We start from the raw sequence: 23,385 nt of genomic DNA on the forward strand, positions 1-23,385 counted from the left end.
GCGATGGCCTCGTTCGTCGATCTCGTCTTCGTCCTGGTCGTCGTCATCGACCTGTTCCTGCTCGCCTCGAGCCGCCTCGGCGCCGCGATCCGCACCGTCGCGATCCAGGGCGCGCTCCTCGCGGCGCTCCCGCTCCTCCTCGTCCGCGAGTCTCACAACCTCGGCCACGCGGTCCTCCTCGCCGGCGGCGCGCTCGCCATCAAGGGGTTCTTCATCCCCTGGCTGATGTTCCGGGCGATCCGCGAGGCGTCGATCCGCCGCGAGATGGAGCCCGTCATCGGCTTCGTCCCCTCGATGGTGCTCGGCGCGGTGGGCGTCGCGCTCGCCTTCGCGTTCTCGAGCCGGCTGCCGCTCCCCGACGCCGGCGCCCACGGCTTCCTCGTGCCGACCGCGCTCTCCACGGTCTGGACCGGGCTCCTCCTCGTCGTCACCCGCAAGAAGGCGGTGAGCCAGGTGCTCGGGTTCCTCGTCCTCGAGAACGGGGTCTACGTCTTCGGGCTGCTGCTCTCCGACGTCATGCCGGTCATGGTCGAGGCGGGCGTCCTCCTCGACCTCTTCGCGGCGGTGTTCGTGATGGGCATCGTCATGTTCCACATCAACCGCGAGTTCTCCTCGCTCGACACCGAGAAGCTCTCGGCGCTGAAGGATTAGGGCGCGCCATGCTCTTCGTCATCCTCGCCCCGCTCGCGCTCGCGCCCGTCGCGCTCCTCGTCCCCTCGAACCGCCGCCGGCCGCTGGTGCTCCTCGCGGGCGCGCTCCTTCACGCCGCCGGGGTGGCCGCCCTGTTCGCCTCGCCGCCGCCCGCCCGCGCCGGCGCGTGGCTCGCCTTCGACCCCATGGCGAAGGTGACGCTCCTCACGGTGACCGCCCTCTTCCTCGCCGCCGCCATCTACGCGCAGGGCTACCTCGCCCGGCGTGCCGACCGCGACAACCGGATCTTCGTGGGCGGTCTCCTGCTCCTCCTCGCCGCGATGACCGTCGTCGCGCTCTCGCACCACCTCGGCCTCTCGTGGGTCGCCATCGAGGCGACCACGCTGGCGAGCGCGCCGCTCATCTACTTCAACCACAACGCGCGCTCGCTCGAGGCGACCTGGAAGTACCTCCTCATCTGCTCGCTCGGCATCGCGCTCGCGCTGCTCGGCACGTTCTTCCTCGCGCTGTCCGGCGCCGGGGCCGGGGGACCCCGCTCGCTCCTCCTCGACGACCTCATCGCCGCGGGGCCGTCCCTGTCGCGGCCGTGGGTGCGCGCGGCCTTCGTCCTGCTCCTCGTCGGCTACGGGACGAAGATGGGCCTCGCGCCCCTCCACTCCTGGAAGCCCGACGCCTACGGCGAGGCGCCCGGGCTCCTCGGCGCCCTCCTCGCCGGCGGCCTCACGAACTTCGCGTTCCTCTCCATCGCCCGCGTCTTCCAGGTGACCCGCGCCGCGGGCGACGAGGCGTTCGCGCGCGACGCCCTCGTCGGCCTCGGCCTGCTCTCCATCGCGCTCGCCGCCGTGTTCGTCGTGGGGCAGCGCGACTTCAAGCGGATGCTCGCGTACTCGAGCGTCGAGCACATGGGCATCCTCGCCCTCGGCATCGGCCTCGGCGGCGGCGCGGCGGGCGGCGCGTTCTTCCACTCGATGAACAACGGCCTCACGAAGGGCGTCCTGTTCCTCTCTGCCGGCAACATCCACCGCGCGTTCGGGGCGAAGACCACCGACGAGGTCCGCGGCGCCGCGCGCCGGCTCCCGGTGTCGGGGCCGCTCTTCCTCGCCGGGTTCCTCGCCATCACCGGCTCGCCGCCCTTCTCCCCGTTCTTCAGCGAGTTCGCCATCCTGAACGGCGCCTTCGGGGCCGGCCGCTTCGTGGTCGGCGGGCTCTTCCTCGCGCTCCTCGCGGTCATCTTCATCGGCATGGCGACCACCGTCCTCGCGGTGGTGCAGGGCGACCCGGGGGATGCGCCGCGGGTGCCCGGGACGGACGACAGCTGGCTCACCGCCGCCCCGCCCTTCGCCCTCATGGTGCTCGTCCTCCTGCTCGGGCTCTTCCTGCCCCAGGGGCTCAGGGATCTCTTCGGTGCCGCGGCGCAGCTCGTCGGCGGCCGCTGGGACTGAACATGACCGGACCCATTCACGACGTCCGCCCCCGCGCGAGCGACCTCCTCGAGACCTGGAACGGCGAGGCGGTGGACGCCCGCGCCGTGCCCGTGCACCCCGTCTCGCGCTTCCGCGCGATCGTCCTCGAGGCCCTCGCGGGCGGCGGCCGGCTCGCCGCCCTCTTCGGGCGCCCCGCCGAGGGCCGCGTGCTCCTGACGGCCGTGCTCGCCGACGATCCCGAGGGTCGGCTCGCGCTCCTCTCCACGCTGGTCGACGGCGCCTACCCGGCGCTCTCGGCCGAGGTCCCCGCTGCGCAGGGGTTCGAGCGCGAGCTCGCGGAGCAGTACGGCGTCCGCCCCGAGGGGCACCCCTGGCTGAAGCCGCTCAGGTTCGAGCCGCCGCTGCGCCCGGTGCGCGACGCGTTCGGCCGGCGCGATCCTCGCGCGACGATCCCGGGCGAGTACCCGTTCTTCGCCGTGGAGGGCGAGGAGGTGCACGAGGTCGCGGTCGGCCCGGTGCACGCCGGGATCATCGAGCCCGGGCACTTCCGCTTCCAGTGCCACGGCGAGCAGGTGTTCCACCTCGAGATCGTGCTCGGCTACCAGCACCGCGGCGTCGAGCCGCTGCTCCAGGGCGGCCCCGACCGCCGCTCCCTCGCGCTCGCCGAGTCGATCGCCGGCGACACCTCGGTCGGCCACGGGCTCGCGTACGTCAAGGCGCTCGAGTCGCTCGCCGGGCGGCCCCCGCCCGCCCGGGCGATGGCGCTCCGCGGCGTGGCCCTCGAGCTCGAGCGGCTCGCGAACCACGTGGGCGATCTCGGCGCGCTCGCGGGGGACGTCGGCTTCCTCCCGACGGCCTCGTACTGCGGCGCGCTGCGGGCCGAGTTCCTGAACGCGACCGCGGAGCTCTGCGGGAACCGCTTCGGTCGCGGCCTGCTCGTCCCGGGCGGCGTGCGCCACGACCTCGGCGCCGCGGAGGCGCAGGCGATCGCCGCGCGGGTGCGCGGGGCCTGGGAGAAGTCGCGCCGCGCGGCCGGGCTCTTCTTCGAGTCGCCCTCGGTGCGCGCCCGGCTCGAGGGCACCGGCGCGGTGTCGCGCGAGACGGCCCTGGCCCTCGGGCTCGTGGGGCCGGCGGCGCGGGCGAGCGGCGTGGACCGCGACGTGCGGCGCGACCACGCGTTCGGCATCTTCCGGTTCGTCCACGTCCCGGTGGTCACCGCGGACACCGGGGACGTGTTCGCGCGCGCCTGGATCCGGCTCCTCGAGGGCGAGCGGAGCGCGGCGTTCGTCGCGAGCCAGCTCGAGAACCTCCCCGAGGGCGGCGCGCGCGATCCGCTCGGCCCGCTCGCGCCCGGGTCGCTGGTGGTCTCGATGGTGGAGGGCTGGCGCGGCGAGATCGCGCACGTCGCCGTGACGGACGAGGCCGGACGCCTCGCCCGCTACAAGGTGAAGGACCCCTCGTTCCACAACTGGTTCGGGCTCGCGATGGCGCTCCGGGACGGACAGATCTCGGACTTCCCGCTCTGCAACAAGAGCTTCAACCTCTCCTACGCGGGGCACGACCTGTGATCGACATCCTCAAGTTCAGGCTCGGCTACGGCCGCCAGACGGTCGCGTTCCCGGACGGCCCGCCGAAGTTCCCGGCGCGGTTCCGGGGGCGCCCCGCCGTCGATCCGTCCCGCTGCACCGACGGGTGCACCGCGTGCGCGGAGATCTGCCCGACCGAGGCGATCCTCGCGCCGGGGACGGCGTCGATGGCGGTGGACCTCGGCCGGTGCGTCTTCTGCGGCGACTGCGCCGCGGCTTGCCCGCCCGGGGCGATCCGCTTCACGGACGACCACCGGCTCGCCGCGCGCGCGCGCGAGGCGCTCGTCGTCCGCGGCGACGAGCCCGTGCTCGCGGCGGCGCTCGACGGCGAGATGCGCCGCGTCCTCGGCCGCTCGCTCAAGCTCCGGCAGGTGTCGGCCGCGGGCTGCAACGGCTGCGAGGCCGAGCTCAACGCGACCGGCAACATCCAGTTCGACCTGGGCCGCTTCGGCGTGCAGTTCGTCGCCTCGCCCCGCCACGCCGACGGGATCGTCGTGACCGGCCCGGTCTCCGAGAACATGCTGCTCGCGCTCCGGAAGACCTACGAGGCGGTCCCCGCCCCGCGGCTCGTCATCGCGGTCGGCGCCTGCGCCATCTCGGGCGGCGTGTTCCGGGAGAGCCCCGTGGTGAGCGGCGGCGCCGAGGCGGCGCTCGCTGGGATCCCGGTGGACCTCTTCGTCCCCGGCTGCCCGCCCCACCCGATCACGATCGTGGACGGGCTCCTGCGGCTCTTGGGGCGGCTGGGGTGAGGGAGAGTCAGGTCGCGACTCGGCTACACCCCCGAAAAGCAGCCACGCCACGCGATGATGGCCCGCCTCGCCGCCGCTGCCGTCGTCTCTTCAGAACGTGATGTCGATCGTGACGGTGTCCGTCGAGGCACCGCTCGGATACGCGACCAGGGTTGCGGTGAACGCGCCGTTCACGTCGTACTCCTGGGGCGACGTTCCCGGCTTCGCGGCGACGGCCTTGATGGTCAAGGAACCGGCGCCCATGTCCACGACCCCGGACCAACCCTTCGTTGCGAAGTACGTGACGGGCGCGACGGCTCCCTGCGGCAATCATGGAATACGCATCTGAGACACTCGCATCCGACTGCTCACGAGTGCCTGAGCCATCCCCTCGCATGAGGCCGAAGACTTCACGAACGTGGCCTGCTGGCGAACGAGTTCGTCGAACGTCTGCATCAGCGGTCGCGCGCGCTCTGCGCGCATGCCAGGCAGGCAGTCGAAGTGGAACAGCCCCTGGTTGGGAGTGGGTCCGCTCCTTCGAGGTGTTCGCCTTGATCCGCCGGTCTTCCCCGACTGCCTCCCCGGCGGCACCGAGCAGCGTGAGCAGCGCAGCGGCGATGGCGCCGACCAGGAGGATCCGGTCACGCCGCTCGGTTAGCCGATGCGCGTGTCGGTGAGCCCCATCCCGAAGCGCAGGTTCTTGAGGTGCCGCGCGCTCAAGCCGCGCCCGCCGCCTGCGAAGAGGAGCAGCCACCGCGCGCTCGTCGCTGTGGAACGACGCGCCGTGCTCGACGTCCTGCACGAGCCCCGCTTTGCGGAGCTCGCGCCCGCCGAGGTCTACGCGACGCTGCTCGACGAGGGCCGGTATCTCTGCTCGGAGCGCACCATGTACCGCGTCCTCGCTGAGAACGCGGAGGTCCGCGGGCGGCGGGACCAACTGCGGCAACCGAAGTACAAGGCGCCCGAGCTGCTCGCCATCGCCCCGAACCAGCTCTGGAGCTGGGACATCGCGAAGCTGCTCGGCCCGCGGATCATCCGCGAACCTGTGAACGCGAAGCATCCAGCGCGACCAGCTCACGGTCCACGCCGACCGTGGCACCTCTATGACCTCGAACCCGGTCGCGCTGATGCTCGCCGACCTGGGCGTCACGAAGAGCCACTCGCGGCCGCACGTCTCGAACGACAACCCGTTCTCCGAGTCGCAGTTCAAGACGATGAAACTCCGGCCCGACTTCCCGGAACGCTTCGGCGCCGTCGAGGACGGGCGTGCGCACTGCGCCGACTTCTTCGGCTGGTACAACACCGAGCACAGCCACGGCGGGCTCGGGCTGGTGACGCCGCACGACGTCCACCACGGCCTCGCGGCCGCCCGCCTCCACGAGGAGACGAAGTCGTGCACGCGGTAGGGGCGGATGGCCTGGTTGCGCATGAGCCCCGCACGATGATCTCAACCCTGCGGAACGTCTAGAACCGGCCCCATCCCATGACCGTGGGGATGAGGGGATCCGTCAGGGCTCAGATGCCTTCTGGAGCTGTCCGCCGTGGCTATGACAGACGTGACCCCTGGCGGGTTCCGTTGCCGCGCGAACGCAAGTTGAGTGCGAGACGCCCCATTATGGTAACGAGTGATACTGATAAGAGGGTCTGCGTCACGGCATACCGCGTGATGTGAACGGAGCCGATCGCGTACTCATGTCGTCCTTCTGGCTCGAGGAACATCCAGATCAGGGCCAGAGCCGCGGACACGACGGAGACGGTATTCAGAATCCGGCCGACTTTCTTCCATTGCACGCTCATTGATCGGTCCGTTCAGTGCGATCTTCCGGGGTGCTGCGACACCCGGGGTACGATCAGCGAAGCACTTCGACCCAGCGCCGAGACTTCCGCTTCGTAGCAGCGACCGATTGTTATCGCTGGCCCGTAACGCCCATGACTGCAACAACACACCTCACTGTATGAGTACGCCTCCCAAGTCGACTGGTAATACGGTCCGCAAATCACCCGTCGAGCCGGGCAATACGAGCCCGGAGACGGTCATCCCAGAACCGAACGAGTTGACCGGAGGATCGGCGGCTGGCGGACGGACCCACGCTGCTGCCAGCGGGTCGTTTCATGGGCTATAGTCCTTCGGGGGCCACCACGGGAATGACCTGCTGTGCGGCGCTTGCCCAGGCCCAGCCCGCGTAGCAGCGCTGAGATGTCCAGCTCAGACCATCATCGCTCCACTGCCAGCAGAAGTCGCTGGGCGCCTCGCGGAAGTACCCGTCCTGCCGCGGCATGATCGCGATTTCCGTGATTGCTGTCGCGTTCCCCTCCCCGAAATCGTAGCGCCACCACACCGGGTTCGTTGTCGTGGCCCTCGTCGTCGAGGTGGTGAATGCCGTGCTGGTGGAGTTATCCACGGCTTTTCCCGCATCCCAGGTGTTGTAGTGACCAGAGTCAGATGCCACCCCGGAACCGGTGAGATCAGGCCCTCCCGAGCGCAGTTCGATCTCGGCGAAACCCAAGTACTTCCCCGACGTACGAGTGCAAAGCAGGCGCCAGTACCGGTGAGAGTTCGGGGGCGGAGCGCTTGGATCGGTCGCCGTCGTCACCACCATTGCAGGCGATGCACTCCAATACCCCTCTGCGTTCAGGGCCCGCACTCGATAGTAGTACGTCGTGCTGCTCGCCAATCCCGAGTCTAAGTAGCTCAGCGCTGTCAGTCCAGCGGCGACCGAGGCCCACGGGCCGGCTTCGGTCGTGCCGCGATCGACCGCGTAGCGTCCAGCTCCTCCGCTCGGCTCGGTCCAGCTCACTGTCAGCGACGTCGTGAGCACATCTTCGAATGTCGGTCCTCCGGGCGCGTTCGGCGCGGTCGTCACGCTGCTCGCATCCGAGTAAGGACCATCGCCTTGGCTGTTCGTTCCGCGCACGCGATACCAGTACTCGGTGTTCGCCGCTCGGCCGCTGTCGATAAGCTGCGTTCCGTTCATACCGGTCGCGACCTCGCCCCACTCCCCCGGTCCGCCGCTCGCGTCCGGCGCCCGTTCCAGCTTGTAGCTCGTCGCGCCGGCAGCCGTCGCCCAGTTCACCTGAACGTCCGTCGCTGTGACGTTCGCGAACGTCGGCGTCCCAGGTACAAACGGCACCCCGACCGGACCGTTGCGACTCGCGAATGCAAGGTATTGCGCAACGACATCAGCATCGTGTTGCGCCCATTCGGGAGATACGAGAAGAGCCGGGAAGCTGCCCAGCGCCGATACACTCGCGGGGTTCGCATTCACCATCAACCCTTTCGCGACGTACCGTTGCGCCACGTCGTTGTAGTCCGCCGCACTAAACGACTGCAAGACGGATAGCTGGGCGGGATCGAGATTGTTGAGCCGGAGCCACAGGTTGAACTGCGCATCCTCCACACTCGCCTGATCGATCACGACATCTTGATAGCCGGACTCGTACAACGCCGTCGCGACGGCTGCCCTCAACTCTGCGTCCCTCGCCAGCGCCGTGGCCGCCTCCACCGCATATTGCGCCGCGGCGCTCAACTGTTGCTGCTCCCAGTACCTGCTGCCCCCATCGGCCGCCCCCTGAGAGCGATTGATCGCGGCTATGAGCGCACCGATGTACCCCGCTTCGGTTCCCATGTTCGCCAACCATGCGTTGGTGGCCTCGGCTACGGCTTTACTCACGCCTGGGGTCTCAATGAATGGCGACAACTGCGGGAACACAGGATCCGCGATAACCGTATAATTGTCGTCAGGCGGATCCCTTGCGAGCCTCGATCGCCACATTGCCATCCCAGTCATCGCCGCGGATTCCGTAGCGAACACCGTTTCCAGGGCGGGGAACCTGGATGCGCACCACCCGAACACAGCTGCGAGAGCCGTATCTGTCTCGGCCATGGCAGTGTATTCGTCTATCTCTTGCTGCGTCTTTTGGACCTTGGCCGCAATTATAATGTCGATGTCCGCGTTCTGGACACAGGGAGGGCATTCAAAACTGATATATGAAGAATATGGTTCGATCTGAGCGTTCAACACCTGATTATCGGCGGTGGCAACGAACGAAGCGGGCACGCAAAGGAACGGCTGGGTCGCTGCCGCCTCGAACCCATCGCTCCATACGACTACCCGAGCGTTTGTCCCACCGAATTCGCAGGTGTACCAGCATATCCCGAGATCCACCCTGTCCCCCGCATGCACGGGAAGCGTTAGTGACACCGGGGCTCCGGAGTCAAGGTGAATAGGTTCCATCACTATGGATGCCGCACTCGCGTGTCGCATGCCGAATATCGCGAGCGCTATAACAGCCATCCGCAGCAAGGGACAACGGTGAGCTGGGCGCGAGTGCGTGCGCCGCCGATCGGACGCTTTATTCACAATGTCTCCCAAGGCGACGCGAACAGCCGAGGCAGAAGCGTGGACGCACTGTAGGGCCGAGGTCGCACATTCACCTTCCGCAAAATGGGGCTGCGGCCTTTTGTGGCCTCCCTACGGGCCGTGCCGTCGCCGACGGCGTAGCCGGCGCGCTTGTGGGGTGTCCGTTCCTATCTGCCAGCTTTCATTAGCGGGACAGATTGTGGTGCACGCGCGTAGCTGGTCCAGAGCGCCGGCTCGATATTCCGGAGGCCGGCTCGATCCCGGTTGCGCGTACTCAGTCTCGGTTCAGGTACCGGAGGCTCTTCGCGCACCCATGGACGACGACGTCTACTTCGCGACCGACGACGTCGACTTCGCGACCGACGACGTCGTGCGTCGACGCTCGTCGCGCCGGCGGGGATGGAGCCCTCCCGCTATGTGGTCGATCCGTCCGTTGGGCGTGCCACGGACCATCTGAGGGTCGAGACGAGCTCCCGCTGACGGTGCGAACCGGCAGCGAGAGCCCGCTGGCGTGGGTGCCCGTTGAGCGCACGCGCGCGACCGTGCGCGGAGGCGCCGATCTACCCGTGCTGGACCGCCTCGGGCTCACGCCGCTCGAGGTTCGCGGGCGGCAGGAGCGCGAGCGGCTCGAGCGGCATCGCGATCCAGAGCGCGATGTACGCGAGCACGCCCCAGCCGCCGAACAGGATCGAGAGCAGGAACACCAGCCGGACGGCGGCGCAGGGCAGCCCGAAGCGGTTCGAGAGGCCGCGGGCCACGCCGGCGATGAGCCGGCCCTCGCGCGCCCGCGTCCAGTCGCGCACGGGCGGCCGCTCGACCATCCAGCTCGTGCAAGCGGCGCAGCGGGTCGCGCCGGGGGCGTTCTCGGTGCGGCAGTACGGGCAGAGCATCGTGTCGTGACCTCCGGCCCGATCGTACGCCGGCGCCCGGCTCCCTATTTCAGCGGGCGCCCGAACGAGCCCACCCAGAAGCTCCTCCCGTGCGGGAGGGGGACCGTGTGCTCGCGGCGGAGCGGCATGCCGTAGTGCTCGAAGAGCTGCTCGAGCTCCTCGGGCGGGACGAGCCGCTTGGCTCGACCGATGAGCTGGAGCGGCTTGGAGGGGGGCGGCGGGCCGTCCCCCCCGGGGAGCTCCACGACCGCCGTGCAGCCGCCGCCGTCCCCGAGCCACTCCGCCACGCGCCGGACGAGCACCTCCGGAAAGACGTACTCGAAGAGGAGCGGCACGTGCACGAGGTCGAACGCGCCGGGAGCCGCGCGGAACTTCTCCGCCTCGGCGCAGTAGAGCTCGAGCCGCGGGCCGAGGTGGAAGAAGCGCTGCCGCGCGATGCCGAGGTACTGCAGGTTCACGTCCACCCCGACGATCCGCGAGGTGACGGAGGGATCGACGTGGTCGAGGCCGTTGCCGGTCCCGCAGCCGAGCAAGAGGAGCCGTCCGGGTTGCGCGGCGAGGTAGGCCTCCTGGAAGACGGCCGCGAGCGGGGCGCGCTGATCGAGGCCCTCCGGCCCCATGTGCTGCTCGTAGTCGGCGGCCTGCACCACGGTCCACGGGTTCGGCGTGCTCATCTGCCCTACCCTAGCCCAAACGCCCCGCGGGAGCAGCGCGTCGGCTCGCCTTCGACGCGGCGCCCGCGCGAGCGCGCCTCGCCTCGCCCGCGGGATCGTGACCGCGCTCCGGCCAGGAGAGGTGCGCCGCGCGCGCACACGCGCGGCGCGTGCTAGCGTCCCCGAGCGTGCGCGTCAGGCCCCTCACCGACGCCGATCTCGATCGCTGCATCGACCTCTTCGAGGCGGTCGCGGCGGAGGGGCAGTGGCTCGCGACCGAGCCGCCCATCGACCACCGCGAGGTGCGCGCCCGCTGGCGCGCGCTCCTCGACAGCGGCGAGGGGACGCTGCTCGTCGCGGAGGAGGAGGGCGGCACCGAGCCGCTCGGGCTCGCGGCGATGGTGGGCCGCACCTCGCCCGAGCTCGGGATGCTCGTGGCAGCCGGCCACCGCCGCCGCGGCGTGGGCGACGCGCTCCTCGACGCGGCCGTGGGGTGGGCCCGCGAGGTCGGCGCGCGCGAGGTGGTGCTGCACGTGTTCCCGCACAACACCGGCGCGGTGGCGCTCTACCGCAAGCACGGCTTCGAGGAGCGGGGGGTGCTCCGGCGCGCCTACCCGCGCCGCAACCACGAGCGGTGGGACGCCATCCGGATGGTGAAGCCGCTCTGACCGGGCGGGATCACACGCGATGGCGCGGCTTCGCCGCCTCGAGCGCCAGGAACGCCGCGCCCGCCCGCGTCCGGCGGCCGAGCCACGGGTCGAGCGGACGGAGCGCCGCGGCGGCGAGGCCGAGCGGCGGGTGGTAGGCGGCGCCTCGGACCGCGCCGGGCTCCAGGCCCGCCCGGGCGACGAGCGCCGCGAGCGACGACTCGGTCCACAGGTGCGCGTCGCGCCACGGGCGAGCGCCGAGCCAGCCGCGGACGCGCCGCCAGGCACCCCACAGGCTGACCGCGCCGAGCTCGCCGAGGACGAGCCGGCCGCCGGGGCGCAGCACGCGCGCCATCTCGCGCAGCGCGGCGGAGGGCGACGGCACGAAGCAGAGCGCCGTCACCGACACGACGAGCTCGAAGCTCCGGTCGGCGAACGGGAGCGCGGCGGCGTCCCCCGCCGCGAGCGCGACGGCCGCGCCGGCGGCCCGGGCGTTCGCGCCTGCCCGCGCGAGGGCGGCGGGCGAGAGATCGACGCCGGTCGCCCGCGCCCCGCGCCGCGCCAGGGCGAGGGCGTACGCGCCGTCGCCGCACCCCACGTCGAGGATCCTCGCGCCCGCCACGCCGCCGCAGAGCTCCATCACCGCCGCCCGCTCGACGGCCTCGGTGGTCCTCCCGAGCAGGCTCCTCCGCCAGGCCTCGTAGGAGAGCGGCGTGGGCGCGGTCACGACCGGCCGGACCGCTCGACCCGGCGGCCCCGGGCCGCCCAGTCGAGGACGCCGTCGGACAGGCGAACCGCCTTGAGCCCCTTGCGACGGAGGAGCGTCACCGCCTCCACCGCGAGGACGCAGTACGGCCCGCGGCAGTAGGCGACGACCTCCTTGTCCCTCGGCAGCTCCGAGAGCCGCTTCGCGAGGTCCGGCAGCGGCACCGAGACCGCGCCGGCGATGTGGCCCGACTCGAACTCCTCCGGCGGCCGCACGTCGAGGAGCGTCACCTCCCCGGCGCGCACGCGGCGGCGGAGGGCCTCCTCGTCCAGCGCCTCCAGCTGGTCCCGCTCCGCGAGGAACTCCCGCCGGATCCGCTCGACCTCCGCGAGCCGCGCCTCGGCGACGCCGCGCAGCGCGAGGAGCAGCGCGGGCACGGTGGGATCCGAGACCCGGCAGGTGACGAACAGCCCCTCCTTCGTCGCCTCGACGAGGCCGGCCGCGCGCAGCACCTGGAGGTGCTGCGAGGTGTTCGCGAGGCTCATGTCCGTGAGCCGGGCGAGCGCGTCCACCGTCCGCGGCCCCTGGGCGAGCAGCTCCACGAGCTCGATCCGGTGCGGGCTGGCGAGCGCCTTGGAGACGCGCGCGAACTGCTCGTAGATGGCGGTCTTGAATCGCCGCCCGGAGGTCTCCACCGTCTTGCCGCGTCTCGTGCTCAAGCGAGATGTTGACTATGTGGCGGCGGGCGAGGCGTCAAGTGCGAGGCAGGGATGGCCCCCGCCCGCACCTCCGCCGGTGGGGCGCTCACCGCGGCGACCCGCGCCCCTCCAGCACGAGCCGCGCGCGGAGCTCGTGGAGCCCGCGCTCGAGCCCGACCGGGAACTGGTGCGGGTTCACGAACCGCTTCACGCCCGCGTGGAAGCGGCCGAGCTGCGCGACGGTGCGCGCGCGGAGCTCGGGGAGCGGCGGCGGGTCGTAGACCCGACGCCCGCGGCGGAACACCGGGACAAGGAGATCCTCGCCCGCGACGTCCGCCTCGATCTCGCGGCGGCGCAGCGGGTCGAGCGGATCGAGGATGACGGCCGGCGCGGGCAGCCCGATCCCCTCCTCGTAGATCGCGTCGGCGAGGAACTCCCCGCCGCGCAGGAAGCGGCGGACCTGCAGCACCCCGGGCACGTTCGTCTTCGCGGTCTGCTCCGAGACCTTCACGCGCGGGAGCCACGCGCCCTCCGGGCCGTCGCGCACCGCGCCGAGCTTGTACACGCCGCCGAGCGCGCCGTCGCCCATGCCGGTCACGAGGCGCGTGCCGACGCCCCACACGGTGATGGTGGCGCCCTGGTCCTTCAGGCTCTGGATGATGTTCTCGTCGAGCTCGTTCGAGGCGAGGATGACCGCCTTCGGGAAGCCGGCCTCGTCGAGCCGCTTGCGCGCCTGGATCGAGAGCCAGGCGAGATCCCCCGAGTCGAGCCGGATGCCGACCATCTCCTGCCCCTGCGTCCGCAGCCAGCGGCCGGCCTCGATGGCGTGGTCGATGCCGGAGAGGGAGCCGTAGGTGTCCACGAGGAACACGCAGTTCGCGGGCAGCGCGCGGGCGTAGGCCATGAACGCCTCGCGCTCGTCGCCGTGCAGCATGACCCAGCTGTGCGCGTGCGTGCCGCGCACCGGGATCCCGTAGAGGCGGCCCGCCAGCGTGTTGGAGGTGGAGGAGCAGCCGCCGAGGTAGGCGGCGCGGCTCGCGGAGAGGCCGCCGTCGATGCCTTGCGCGCGCCGCAGCCCGAACTCGAGCACCGGCTCGCCGCGCGCGGCGATGCACACGCGGGCGGCCTTGGTCGCGACGAGCGACTGGAAGTTCACCATCGCGAGGAGCGCGGTCTCGAGGATCATCGCCGGGATGATCGGGCCCGCCACGCGGAGCAGCGGCTCGTGCGGGAACACGACCGTCCCCTCCGGAACGGCGTCCACGTCGACGTCCACCTCGAGCCGACCGAGCGCCTCGAGGAAGCCGCGCTCGAAGAGCGGCTCGCCGTCCGCGCCGCGCTGGTCCGCGAGGAACGCGAGGTCGTCCGCGTCGAAGCGGAGGTGCTCCACGAAGTCGACGACGTGCTCGAGCCCCGCCGCCACGGTGAACCCGCCCGAGAACGGGTTCTTGCGGAAGGACAGGGTGAAGCACGCCTCCTTCCGCTCGAGGCCGCTCTTCCACGCCGCGTACGCCATCGTCAGCTCGTAGAAGTCGGTGAGCAGCGCGAGCGACGGGCGGTAGAGCTGCGAGGGGACGGGCATCGAGCCTCCGGGGTCACTATTTCTAGCGCGGAGCGCTCCCGCGGTCTGCGTCGTCGCGGCGCACCCCGGCGGAGCCCCGACACGCCGCTTGAAGGACGGCGAGCCGCGCGTATGAAAGCTGCTCACCCAACGACCGGCGGGACGCCAGGGCGCGTCCCCCGGCCCGAGGCTCGCGCCCGCTCCGCCGGCGGCCGCGCGCGGCTCAGGCGAGGATCCCCATGAACGACAACAGGCTCGGCGTCGTCGTCCCCTTCGAGATCGCCGCCGGCAGGACCGGCCGGCTCGTGTCGCTCCCGGAGCTCGAGCGCAAGGGCTTCGGGCCCGTGTCCCGCCTCCCGGTCTCGCTCCGCATCGTGCTCGAGTCGCTCGCGCGGAACGTGGACGGCGTGCGGGTCACCGAGGAGGACGTCCGCGCCCTCGCGCGCTGGCAGCCCCGGGCCGAGCGGACGCGCGAGATCCCGTTCCTCGTCGGGCGGGTGCTCCTCCAGGACTTCACCGGCGTGCCGCTCCTCGTGGACCTCGCCGCGATGCGCTCGGCCGTCGCGCGCCTCGGCAAGGATCCGCTCGCGGTCGAGCCGCTCGTCCCGGTGGACCTCGTCGTCGACCACTCCGTGCAGGTCGACGCGTTCGGCTCCGCCGACGCGCTCCGCTACAACATGGAGCTCGAGTTCGATCGCAACCTGCCGCGCTACGAGTTCCTGAAGTGGGGCACCCACGCGTTCGAGGAGCTGCGCATCGTCCCGCCCGGCATCGGCATCTGCCACCAGGTGAACCTCGAGTTCCTCGCCCGCGGGGTCCTCGAGCAGGGCGGGCTCTACTACCCGGACACGCTCGTCGGCACCGACTCGCACACGCCCATGGTGAACGGGCTCGGGCTCGTCGCGTGGGGCGTGGGCGGCATCGAGGCCGAGGCGGCGATGCTCGGTCAGCCGACCTACTTCCTCACCCCCGACGTCGTGGGCGTGCACCTCTCCGGCGCGCTGCGCGAGGGGGTGACGGGGACGGACCTCGTGCTGCGCGTGACCGAGATCCTGCGCAAGGCGAAGGTGGTCGGGAAGTTCGTCGAGTTCTTCGGCGAGGGCGCGGCGAGCCTGCCGGTCCCGGAGCGCGCCACCCTCTCCAACATGGCCCCGGAGTACGGCGCCACGGTGGGCTTCTTCCCGCCCGACGAGCGCTCGATCCGGTACCTCGAGCAGACCGGGCGCCCGAAGGAGACGGTGGACGCCTTCCGCGCCTACTACGTGGCGCAGGGGCTCCTGCGCATCCCGCGCGCCGGCGAGGTCGACTACAGCGAGGTCGTGGAGCTCGACCTCGCGAGCGTGGGCGCGGCCGTCGCCGGGCCGAAGCGGCCGCAGGACCGCATCGAGCTCGGCGCGCTGAAGCGCACGTTCCAGGAGCTGTTCACCCGCAAGGACGCGTCCGGCTACGGCAAGCCCGCGGAGGAGCTCCGCCAGCGCTACCGCTCGCCGAACGGATCCCCGCCGACCACCACGGGCGGCGGCCTACAGGATTCTGACAGCCTGCCGGACGGCGAGCGGAAGAACACGAGCACCCTCACCGAGTACGAGATGATCAACAACCGGCCCACGCCGGACACCCAGCCGAACCCGCCGCGGCGGGAGCTCCCCGGCACCGTCGAGATCGGCCACGGCGACGTCCTCATCGCCGCGATCACCTCCTGCACGAACACCTCGAACCCGGGCGTCATGCTGGCCGCCGGGCTCCTCGCGAAGAAGGCGGTGGAGCGCGGACTCTCCGTGCAGCCGCACGTGAAGACCTCGCTCGCCCCCGGCTCGCGCGTCGTCTCCCGCTACCTCGCCGAGACCGGGCTGCAGCCCTACCTCGACCGGCTCGGGTTCCAGGTCGTCGGCTACGGCTGCACCACCTGCATCGGGAACTCCGGTCCGCTGGACGAGCGGATCGAGAGGGTCGTCACCGACCACGACGTCGTGGCGGCGTCGGTGCTCTCCGGCAACCGCAACTTCGAGGCGCGGGTCCACCAGAGCGTCAAGGCGAACTTCCTCATGAGCCCCCCGCTCGTCGTCGCCTTCGCCCTCGCGGGCCGCGTCGACGTGGACCTCGAGCAGGAGCCGCTCGGCGTCGGGAAGGACGGCAGGCCGGTGTTCCTGCGCGAGCTCTGGCCGACTGCGGAGGAGATCGACGCGCTCCGGCCGGCCGCGGCGAACCCCGAGGAGTACCGGAAGAACTACTACGGCGGCTTCAACGAGAACGCGCGCTGGAACGCGCTCCCGGTGCGCGGCGGCAAGGGCTACGACTGGGACCCCGAGTCCACCTACATCCAGGAGCCGCCGTACTTCACGCCCTTCGCCGCGGCGCCGTCCGAGGCGAAGGACGTGCTCCACGCCCGCGCGCTCGCCATCTTCGGCGACTCGGTCACGACGGACCACATCAGCCCGGCGGGCTCGATCAAGCCGTCGTCGCCCGCGGGCACCTACCTGCAGGCGCTGGGCGTCTCGGTGCGCGACTTCAACAGCTACGGCGCGCGCCGCGGGAACCACCACGTGATGGTGCGCGGCACGTTCGCGAACGTGCGCATCAAGAACCTCATGGTGCCGGGGGTCGAGGGCGGGGTCACCGTCCACCAGCCCACCGGCCGCCGCCTCCCCATCCACGACGCCGCGCTCGAGTACGCGCGCGACGGCATCCCGCTCGCGATCGTCGCCGGCCTGGAGTACGGCACCGGCAGCTCGCGCGACTGGGCGGCGAAGGGGACGGCGCTCCTCGGGGTCCGCTTCGTCGTGGCGCGCTCCTTCGAGCGCATCCACCGCTCGAACCTCGTCGGCATGGGCGTCCTCCCCTGCCAGCTCCCGGAGGGCGTGTCGGCCCAGACGCTCGGGCTCGACGGCACGGAGACGTTCGACCTCGTCGGCGTGGCCGGGAGGCTCACCCCGCGCCAGCGGGCGACGCTCGTCGTGCACCGCAGGGACGGGCGCCGCGACGAGGTGGAGCTCGTCGTGCGGATCGACACGCCGATCGAGGCCGAGTACTACCGGCACGGCGGGATCATGCCGTACGTGCTCCGCCAGATCGTCTCGCGGTCCTGAGCGGCGCCTGTCGCTCGCCAGGGCGAGGGCGGTCGCCGGCGTGGCGGGGGCGAGCCCCGTGAGCCGATGTATGCGCGCCGCGTTCTTGCGCGGTCGCGAGGGGACGGCGTAGAAGCGGCGGGCATGACGCTCCACGTCGCCCTCGCCGTCTCGGCCCTCGCCGCCTCCGTCCTGCTCGTCGCCTCCTCCGCGCAGCGGGTGCTCCCGGTGATCGCGCTCGTCGCGGCCGCCGTCGAGACCGCGGTCGCGCTCGGCTACCTGCACATCTCGGTGAGCGGGCTGCCCCTCGGGCTCATCCTCGGGCTGGCGCTCGCGGTGCCGGGGCTCATCGGCTGGCTGCGCGCCACCGCCAAGAGCTCCGTCTCCGCCGCCGCGCTGGTCGCCTTCACCGGCGTGCTGCAGGTCATCGTCTACGTCGGGGCCCGGTTGTAGGGCGAAGCAGCGCGGGCTCGCTCCCCGCTGGGCCGCACCCGAGCGGTGACGCAAGCCTCAGCCCGCCGCGCGCGCGCCCTCGCCGCCGGTCCGCGGCGGCTCCGGCGCTTCCGGGTTCGCGGCCGTGCCCTGCGGGCCGGCGGCGTCCGGTCGGCGGGTGTCGCGCAGGAGCCCGGCGATCGTCGCGTGCAGCGTCGCGGGATCGACCGGCTTCGCGAGGTGCGCGTCGAAGCCCGCCGCGAGCGCGCGCTGCCGATCCTCGGGGCGGGCGAACGCGGTGAGCGCGGCGATCGCCACGCGCCGCTCGCCGCGCGCCTCCTCGAGGCGCCGCAGCTCGTGCACGAACGTGAAGCCGTCCTCTCCCGGCATGGCGATGTCCGACACGACGAGGTCCGGGCGCTCCCGGGCGACGGCGTCGAGCGCCTCGCGGACGGAGGCCGCGCCCTCCGGCCGCGCGCCCCACGAGGCGAGCAGCTGGAGCAGCACGTCCCGCGAGTCCGCCTCGTCGTCCACGACGAGCACCCGGGCGCCGCCCAGGTCGGGCCGGGCGCTCTCCGCCGCCGGCGCCACCGCGGGCGCGCGCGCGACCGGCGGCAGCACCACGCGGAAGGTGGCCCCGCGGCCGGGCCCGTCGCTCTCCGCCTCGATGGTCCCGCCGTGGAGCGCCACGAGCTGCCTCGTGATCGCGAGCCCGAGCCCGAGCCCGCCGTGGCGCCGCACCGACGCCCCCTCCGCGTGGACGAACGGATCGAACACGACCGGGAGGAAGTCGCGCGCCATTCCCACGCCGGTGTCCTTCACCTCCAGGAGGGCGCCCCCGCGCGACGCCGCGAGCCGCACGTCGACGCTGCCGCCCGGCTGAGTGAACTTCACCGCGTTCGACAGGAGGTTCCACGCGACCTGGCGCAGGCGCGCGGCGTCGCCGACGACGCGGGGCAGCTCCGGCCCTGCGGTGCGGGAGAGCGCGACGCCCTTTGCGCGCGCCGTCGCGCGGACCGCCTCGACCGCGTCGTCCACCACCCCGAGCAGATCGACGTCGGCGTGCCCGACCTCGATCTTCCCGGCCGCGATGCGCGACATGTCGAGCAGATCCGACACGAGCTGCGCGAGCGTGCGGCCGTTCCGCTCGATGACCGCGAGGCCGCGGGCGAGCCGCTCCGGATCGCCGCCCGCGTCGCGCAGGAGGCCGGACCAGCCGAGGATCGCGTTGAGCGGCGTGCGCAGCTCGTGCGAGAGCGTGGCGAGGAACTCGTCCTTCGAGCGGCTCGCGGCCTCGGCGTGGACCCGCGCGTCCTGCTCGCGCGCCAGCGCGCGGGCGAGCTCCTCGCGCGAGGCGGCGTGCGCCTCCTGCGCGCGGAGCTTCGCGAGCTCCATGCGGTCGATCGCGACCGCGTCCCGGAGCACCAGCACGACGAACAGCAGCGAGAGCACGACGACGAGGAGCGAGACGGCGAGCGCCCCCTCGCCCGAGGCGCCCGTCACCGCGAGGGCGAGCCCGCCGAGGAGCAGGGGGAGGAGCAGGACGTAGACGAGCAGCCGGCGCGCGAGCGCGCTCCCGGCGCCTGTAGACGCGAGGTTCGCGACGAAGCCGCGGTCCGGACGGGCGCACAGGAGGCCCACGTCGAGCGTCAAGAGCGCGATGGCGGACGGGAAGGCGATTCCGGTGACGGTGGCCTCGCGGTAGAGCAGCGAGACGTCGAAGGTGTGGCCGACGACGCCGAGGAGCGCGATGGCCATCGCGACGATGGCGAGCCCCTGCGCGAGCCACGCGGCGCGGCGGCGCGCGTCGAGGCCCACGAGGACCGCGCCCGCGAGCAGGAAGCTCGCGGCGGCGGGCGGACCGGGCCGGCCGGGGAGCGTGACCGCGGCGCTCAGGCCCAGGCCCGGCACGAGGACCCGGTCGATGTGGAGGTCGACGAGGGCGAGGTGCTCGACGAGGGTGGCGGCGCCCAGGGCCGCGACGAGGACGCCGATCACGCGAGAGGCGATCCGCGCCCAGCGCGCGCCGAGCCCCGCGAGCGAGAGCCCGAGGGCGGCCGCGATGATGCCCGCCGCCGTGTTCGGCTGGACCTCGATCCCCCGGGCGAGGGTGCGGAGCCACGGGACGCCCAGGGGATGGCTGACCAGGGCGCCCACCCCGATACCGCCCGCGAGCGCCGCCGCGACCTGCGAGATGCGGTGCATCCGGGCGACGACCTTGGGATCGAGCAGGGGGATGTCCTTAGGTGCGTCCATCGGAACCCTGGCGGGAAGCTAGGGTCGCTCCGAGATGGGCGCCATGTGTGCGAGCAGGCGGTCGCGCGCTCCCGTTGGGGGGCACAGGATCGTGGCGGCGCGGGCGGGGTGGGGCGAAGCCCCGCTCACAGCAACGCCGCCGCCAGGAGCGCGGCTGCGATGAGCAGGGCCATCCAGCCGACCGTCCAGGAGCGTCCGCTCTCGGGCACCGGGGCGACGAGGTCGTCCTCCACGTCGGTCGGCGAGATGGCGGGGCTCGCGAGGATCTCTCGCGCGCGGGGCAGATCGTGGGCCGGGACGAGGACGCGGATCGTCCGGCCGACGCCCGGCAGGAGCGCCGCGTCGGTCCCCTCGAGCACCGCGGCGGCGATCCCATCCGCCTCGAGCATCCCGCGGACGAGCTCCGCGTCGGTGAGGCTTCCGAACACCGCGACGGTCCGATACTCCGCTGAGTGCTGTTCCACTCCCCTTCCCCTCGTCGAATGCTCGCACTCGGCGCCGCGCCGGTCCAGTCGGCGCGCTGTCAGAGGGGTTCGCTACGGTCCGCCGGCCGTCCCGGATGGCCGGCATCCCGCAGCAGGAGGTCCTGGACCGATGGCCGTGAAGGTGATGGTGGCGCCCGCGATCGCGAAGGGCGAGCTCGAGAAGGGCGGCCCCGTCGCGAAGCGCGCCGCGCCCGCCGCCGCGAAGCCGAAGAGGCGCCGCTCGTCGGTCTACGACGCCGACGGCAACGAGGTGTTCATCACCCTCATGTGCCTCAAGTGCCACAAGATGCGGCCCCTCGCGCAGTTCGGGCTCCGCAAGATGGCGGACGGCGCGATTCGCAACCAGCCCTGGTGCAGGACCTGCCGCTCCGGCGCCGGCGCCGAGAAGCCCAGCCACGCCGTCGCCGCGGCGCTCCCCGAGCCCATCGTGCCCGACCTCGCGACCGAGGCGGCGGTCGGGGACGAGCCGCAGGCGTCGCGGAACGTGGCGGCGGAGGTCGCGGCGGCGCTCGCCGCCGGCCGTCGCTGAGCCTTCCTGCGGGCGCGCGTCCCGCTCGCGCGCGCCCGTCTCCCAGCCCAGCGCCGAGGTCAGCGACCGCTTGCGCTCGCCTGCGGCGGCTGGAGCGGTGTAGCTTGCGACAGCCGACCGCACCGGGACGGGCGAGGCCCTGTCGGAGCGAGTAGGCATCGAGGTGTGCGCCCGGGCGCGGGGAGCAGGGGGCCGGGTCGAAACTAGACTCGGCGGCTCCACGAGTTGTTCCCGATCCGGTTTGCCCTGGCCGAAATTCGCTGGGTAGGATTCGGCCCTCGGTTCAACGCGCTCTGTAGTTGCAGAACAAACCTCTACAAATGGCTGGGGTCGACAATGGCTGAGACGCTCAAGCGGAAGCTCAAGGAGAAGATCGAGGCATTCCGCCCGCGCACGCAGAAGCTGAACAAGGAGCTGGCGGAGATCGTCATCGACAAGGTCACGATCGGCCAGGCCATCGGCGGCGCCCGTGACGTGCGCTGCCTCGTGACGGACATCTCGTACCTGGACCCGCAGGAAGGCATCCGCTTCCGCGGCAAGACGATCCCGGAGACGTTCGACGCGCTGAAGGAGCACGTGGTCGCCGGCGCGGAGATGCCGACGGTCGAGAGCTTCTTCTCGTTCCTGCTCACCGGCGACATCCCCACGAAGGCCGAGGCCGCCGAGATCCAGGCGGACCTCAAGGCCCGCGAGGTGCTCCCGCAGTACGTCATCGACGTGCTCCGCGCGATGCCGCGCGACTCGCACCCGATGGCGATGTTCTCGGCCGGCATCGTGGCGATGCAGCGCGAGTCGGTGTTCGCGAAGCGCTACGGCGAGGGCAACCTCAAGAAGACCGAGATGTGGGACCCGATGTACGAGGACGCGATGACGCTCGTCGCGCGCCTCCCGGTCCTCGCGGCGTACATCTACCGCATGAAGTACAAGGGTGACACGCACATCCCGTCGGATCCGAAGCTCGACCTCGGCGGCAACTTCGCCCAGATGATCGGGCAGAAGAAGCCGTACGACGACGTCGCCCGCATGTACTTCATCCTCCACTCGGATCACGAGTCGGGGAACGTCTCCGCGCACACCGCGCACCTCGTGGCCTCGGCGCTGTCCGACGCGTACTACGCGTACTCGGCCGGCATCAACGGCCTCGCGGGCCCGCTCCACGGCCTCGCGAACCAGGAGGTGCTCGGCTGGATCCAGCAGACGATGAAGAAGCTGAACAACCAGGTGCCCTCGAAGGAGCAGCTGAAGCAGTTCCTCTGGGACACGCTGAACTCCGGCCAGGTCATCCCGGGCTACGGCCACGCGGTGCTCCGCAAGACGGATCCCCGCTACACGGCGCAGAACGAGTTCGCGAAGAAGCACCTGCCGAACGACCCCCTCTTCCAGCTCGTGAACATGATCTACGAGGTGGCGCCGGGCGTCCTGACGGAGCACGGGAAGACCAAGAACCCGTGGCCGAACGTCGACGCGCACTCGGGCGTGATCCAGTGGTACTACGGCGTCCGCGAGTGGGACTTCTACACGGTTCTCTTCGGCGTCGGCCGCGCGCTGGGCGTGCTCGCGAACCTCGTGTGGGACCGCGGCCTCGGCTACGCGATCGAGCGTCCGAAGTCGGTCACCACGGCCATGCTCGAGAAGTGGGCGGCCGAGGGCGGCCGGAAGGTCTAGCCGCCGGCTCGCAGTCTCGTGAAACACGAAGGGCCGCCTCGCGAGAGGCGGCCCTTTTCTTCGTGCCGGGGGGCGCAGCTACGCGCCCCCCGGACCCCCGGCTCGCTCCGGCGCCGCCGCATACCGCGGCGGCTGCGCGCGGGACCGATGCCCGGGGCCCCGCAGCCTCATCCGGCTGCGGCTGCGCTCGGGACGTATCCCGGGGACCCCGGTCTCAGACGGTCACGGCGCCGGGGCGGTGTGGACCGCGGGGACGACCGCGCCAGGCGCGGCGATCGCGCTGCCGCCGAGCGCCGAGTCGAGCGCGCCGCGGCGGACCTCGAAGGCGGGCCGGGCGGCCGCCACGAGCGAGCGGTGCTCGATCTTGTGGACCTCGAAGGGATCGAGCACCCGACCGCTCGCGTCCTCGAGCTGGTAGTGAAGGTGCGGCGCGAACGAGTGGCCGCTGTTGCCGGAGAGCGCGATCTGCTCGCCCTTCTTCACGCGGCGGCCGGCGATCATCTCCTTCGGCAGCACCTCGAGGTGCAGGAAGATCGCGTGGCGGCCGCTCGCCGGATCGAGGATGTCGAGGCAGTTCCCGTTTCCGCGGAAGTTCCAGTTGCGCCGCTGGATCACGCCCTCGAACGGCGCGAACACCGGCGACCCGACCGGCGCCTTGTAGTCGACGCCCTTGTGGCGGCGACCGTCACGCAGGAGCGAGGTGACCTGCTCGTACTCGCCGATGGGCGCGTCGACGATGTGCTCCTCGAGCTCGCTGCCGTCCTCCCGGTAGTAGCGGGCCCAGCGCGCCCCCTCGGCCTGGAAGCGGTAGACCGAGAACGCCTTCCCGAGCTTCTGGGAGACGTAGCGGACCGCCTCGACGACGGGCTCGGCGCTCGGCGGGAGGCCGGGAGCCGCCGGCGGGGACGGCGTGTAGAGGATCTCGAGCCGATCGCCCTTCCTGCCGTCGCGCGCGACCTGGAGGTCCCACACGAGCAGCCGGTTCACCACCTGCGTGAGCTGGTCGGCGATGGCCCGGTCCGCGGGAGGCAGGGCGCGCGCGATCGAC

At 71.8% G+C, this 23,385-nt stretch carries 20 protein-coding genes, 1 tRNA gene and 1 pseudogene; 12 read left to right on the top strand and 10 right to left on the bottom strand.

Annotation, left to right across the window (positions count from 1 at the left end):
* Positions 1-3: 3 nt before the first annotated feature.
* Genes MLV88_RS17315 through MLV88_RS17330 form a run of 4 tightly spaced genes read left to right on the top strand, consistent with a single transcriptional unit; the run spans position 4 to position 4,410 of the window.
* The gene (locus MLV88_RS17315; RefSeq protein ID WP_242341353.1) at positions 4-651 is read left to right on the top strand and encodes an NADH-quinone oxidoreductase subunit K; all 648 of its coding nucleotides are present in this window, start codon (positions 4-6) and stop codon (positions 649-651) included.
* Positions 652-659: 8 nt separating this feature from the next.
* Complete coding sequence (locus tag MLV88_RS17320; RefSeq protein ID WP_242341354.1) at positions 660-2,093, top strand: proton-conducting transporter transmembrane domain-containing protein; 1,434 nt, start codon at positions 660-662, stop codon at positions 2,091-2,093.
* A 2-nt stretch (positions 2,094-2,095) separates the two neighbouring features.
* A complete protein-coding gene (locus MLV88_RS17325) occupies positions 2,096-3,643 on the top strand; it encodes a hydrogenase large subunit (RefSeq protein WP_242341355.1) in 1,548 nt (515 codons plus the stop codon).
* The gene (locus tag MLV88_RS17330) at positions 3,640-4,410 is read left to right on the top strand and encodes an NADH-quinone oxidoreductase subunit B family protein (protein ID WP_242341356.1); all 771 of its coding nucleotides are present in this window, start codon (positions 3,640-3,642) and stop codon (positions 4,408-4,410) included. Before MLV88_RS17325 ends, MLV88_RS17330 begins: the two co-directional genes overlap by 4 nt.
* 90 nt (positions 4,411-4,500) lie before the next feature.
* Here MLV88_RS17330 and MLV88_RS17335 read toward each other — a convergent pair whose 3' ends face one another.
* Complete coding sequence (locus MLV88_RS17335) at positions 4,501-4,638, bottom strand: hypothetical protein (protein WP_242341357.1); 138 nt, start codon at positions 4,636-4,638, stop codon at positions 4,501-4,503.
* A 433-nt stretch (positions 4,639-5,071) separates the two neighbouring features.
* Here MLV88_RS17335 and MLV88_RS17340 point away from each other — a divergent pair.
* A pseudogene (locus MLV88_RS17340) lies at positions 5,072-5,765 on the top strand (transposase); the annotation flags it as partial.
* A gap of 741 nt (positions 5,766-6,506) precedes the next feature.
* Here MLV88_RS17340 and MLV88_RS17345 read toward each other — a convergent pair.
* The gene (locus MLV88_RS17345; RefSeq protein ID WP_242356059.1) at positions 6,507-8,408 is read right to left on the bottom strand and encodes a fibronectin type III domain-containing protein; all 1,902 of its coding nucleotides are present in this window, start codon (positions 8,406-8,408) and stop codon (positions 6,507-6,509) included.
* A gap of 548 nt (positions 8,409-8,956) precedes the next feature.
* On the opposite strand from MLV88_RS17345, the gene MLV88_RS17350 reads away from it, so the two are divergent.
* Together MLV88_RS17350 and MLV88_RS17355 are read left to right on the top strand one after the other, a co-directional pair.
* Positions 8,957-9,023, top strand: a tRNA-Ile gene (locus MLV88_RS17350).
* A 40-nt stretch (positions 9,024-9,063) separates the two neighbouring features.
* Positions 9,064-9,207, top strand: coding sequence for a hypothetical protein (locus tag MLV88_RS17355; protein ID WP_242340928.1), 144 nt, complete (start codon positions 9,064-9,066; stop codon positions 9,205-9,207).
* 103 nt (positions 9,208-9,310) lie between these two features.
* Here MLV88_RS17355 and MLV88_RS17360 read toward each other — a convergent pair whose 3' ends face one another.
* Together MLV88_RS17360 and MLV88_RS17365 are read right to left on the bottom strand one after the other, a co-directional pair.
* Positions 9,311-9,640: a PspC domain-containing protein gene (locus MLV88_RS17360; protein ID WP_242340927.1), complete on the bottom strand. Its 330-nt coding sequence runs from the start codon at positions 9,638-9,640 to the stop codon at positions 9,311-9,313.
* Positions 9,641-9,684: 44 nt separating this feature from the next.
* A complete protein-coding gene (locus MLV88_RS17365; protein WP_242356057.1) occupies positions 9,685-10,314 on the bottom strand; it encodes a class I SAM-dependent methyltransferase in 630 nt (209 codons plus the stop codon).
* A 167-nt stretch (positions 10,315-10,481) separates the two neighbouring features.
* Between MLV88_RS17365 and MLV88_RS17370 the strand changes: the two genes are divergently transcribed.
* The gene (locus MLV88_RS17370) at positions 10,482-10,961 is read left to right on the top strand and encodes a GNAT family N-acetyltransferase (RefSeq protein WP_242340925.1); all 480 of its coding nucleotides are present in this window, start codon (positions 10,482-10,484) and stop codon (positions 10,959-10,961) included.
* A gap of 10 nt (positions 10,962-10,971) precedes the next feature.
* On the opposite strand, the gene MLV88_RS17375 is transcribed toward MLV88_RS17370, so the two are convergent.
* The 3 genes from MLV88_RS17375 to MLV88_RS17385 all read right to left on the bottom strand — a co-directional run bounded on the left by MLV88_RS17375 (position 10,972) and on the right by MLV88_RS17385 (position 13,926).
* Positions 10,972-11,667, bottom strand: coding sequence for a class I SAM-dependent methyltransferase (locus MLV88_RS17375; RefSeq protein WP_308197071.1), 696 nt, complete (start codon positions 11,665-11,667; stop codon positions 10,972-10,974).
* A complete protein-coding gene (locus MLV88_RS17380; protein WP_242372445.1) occupies positions 11,664-12,365 on the bottom strand; it encodes an ArsR/SmtB family transcription factor in 702 nt (233 codons plus the stop codon). Before MLV88_RS17380 ends, MLV88_RS17375 begins: the two co-directional genes overlap by 4 nt.
* Before the next feature lie 85 nt (positions 12,366-12,450).
* Positions 12,451-13,926, bottom strand: coding sequence for a nicotinate phosphoribosyltransferase (locus MLV88_RS17385; RefSeq protein ID WP_242340923.1), 1,476 nt, complete (start codon positions 13,924-13,926; stop codon positions 12,451-12,453).
* A 218-nt stretch (positions 13,927-14,144) separates the two neighbouring features.
* Here MLV88_RS17385 and acnA point away from each other — a divergent pair, with 218 nt between their 5' ends.
* On the top strand, positions 14,145-16,991 hold the full coding sequence (acnA, locus tag MLV88_RS17390; RefSeq protein ID WP_243338113.1) for an aconitate hydratase: 2,847 nt from the start codon (positions 14,145-14,147) through the stop codon (positions 16,989-16,991).
* A gap of 123 nt (positions 16,992-17,114) precedes the next feature.
* Positions 17,115-17,423 (top strand): hypothetical protein, encoded by a 309-nt coding sequence (locus MLV88_RS17395; RefSeq protein ID WP_242340921.1) that lies wholly within the window; start codon positions 17,115-17,117, stop codon positions 17,421-17,423.
* A gap of 57 nt (positions 17,424-17,480) precedes the next feature.
* Here MLV88_RS17395 and MLV88_RS17400 read toward each other — a convergent pair whose 3' ends face one another.
* Both MLV88_RS17400 and MLV88_RS17405 read right to left on the bottom strand, forming a co-directional pair.
* On the bottom strand, positions 17,481-19,658 hold the full coding sequence (locus tag MLV88_RS17400) for an ATP-binding protein (RefSeq protein ID WP_243338117.1): 2,178 nt from the start codon (positions 19,656-19,658) through the stop codon (positions 17,481-17,483).
* A gap of 125 nt (positions 19,659-19,783) precedes the next feature.
* Positions 19,784-20,122: a putative signal transducing protein gene (locus tag MLV88_RS17405; protein ID WP_242340919.1), complete on the bottom strand. Its 339-nt coding sequence runs from the start codon at positions 20,120-20,122 to the stop codon at positions 19,784-19,786.
* 130 nt (positions 20,123-20,252) lie between these two features.
* On the opposite strand from MLV88_RS17405, the gene MLV88_RS17410 reads away from it, so the two are divergent.
* Together MLV88_RS17410 and MLV88_RS17415 are read left to right on the top strand one after the other, a co-directional pair.
* Positions 20,253-20,672, top strand: a complete 420-nt coding sequence (locus tag MLV88_RS17410; protein ID WP_242340918.1) for a hypothetical protein — start codon at positions 20,253-20,255, stop codon at positions 20,670-20,672.
* A 336-nt stretch (positions 20,673-21,008) separates the two neighbouring features.
* Positions 21,009-22,337 (top strand): citrate (Si)-synthase, encoded by a 1,329-nt coding sequence (locus MLV88_RS17415; protein WP_242340917.1) that lies wholly within the window; start codon positions 21,009-21,011, stop codon positions 22,335-22,337.
* Positions 22,338-22,559: 222 nt separating this feature from the next.
* On the opposite strand, the gene MLV88_RS17420 is transcribed toward MLV88_RS17415, so the two are convergent.
* A partial coding sequence (locus MLV88_RS17420) for a M23 family metallopeptidase (RefSeq protein ID WP_243338118.1) occupies positions 22,560-23,385 on the bottom strand: 826 nt, incomplete at its 5' end.

Origin of the sequence: Anaeromyxobacter soli (assembly GCF_022808855.1) — a bacterium.
GTDB lineage: Bacteria > Myxococcota > Myxococcia > Myxococcales > Anaeromyxobacteraceae > Anaeromyxobacter > Anaeromyxobacter soli.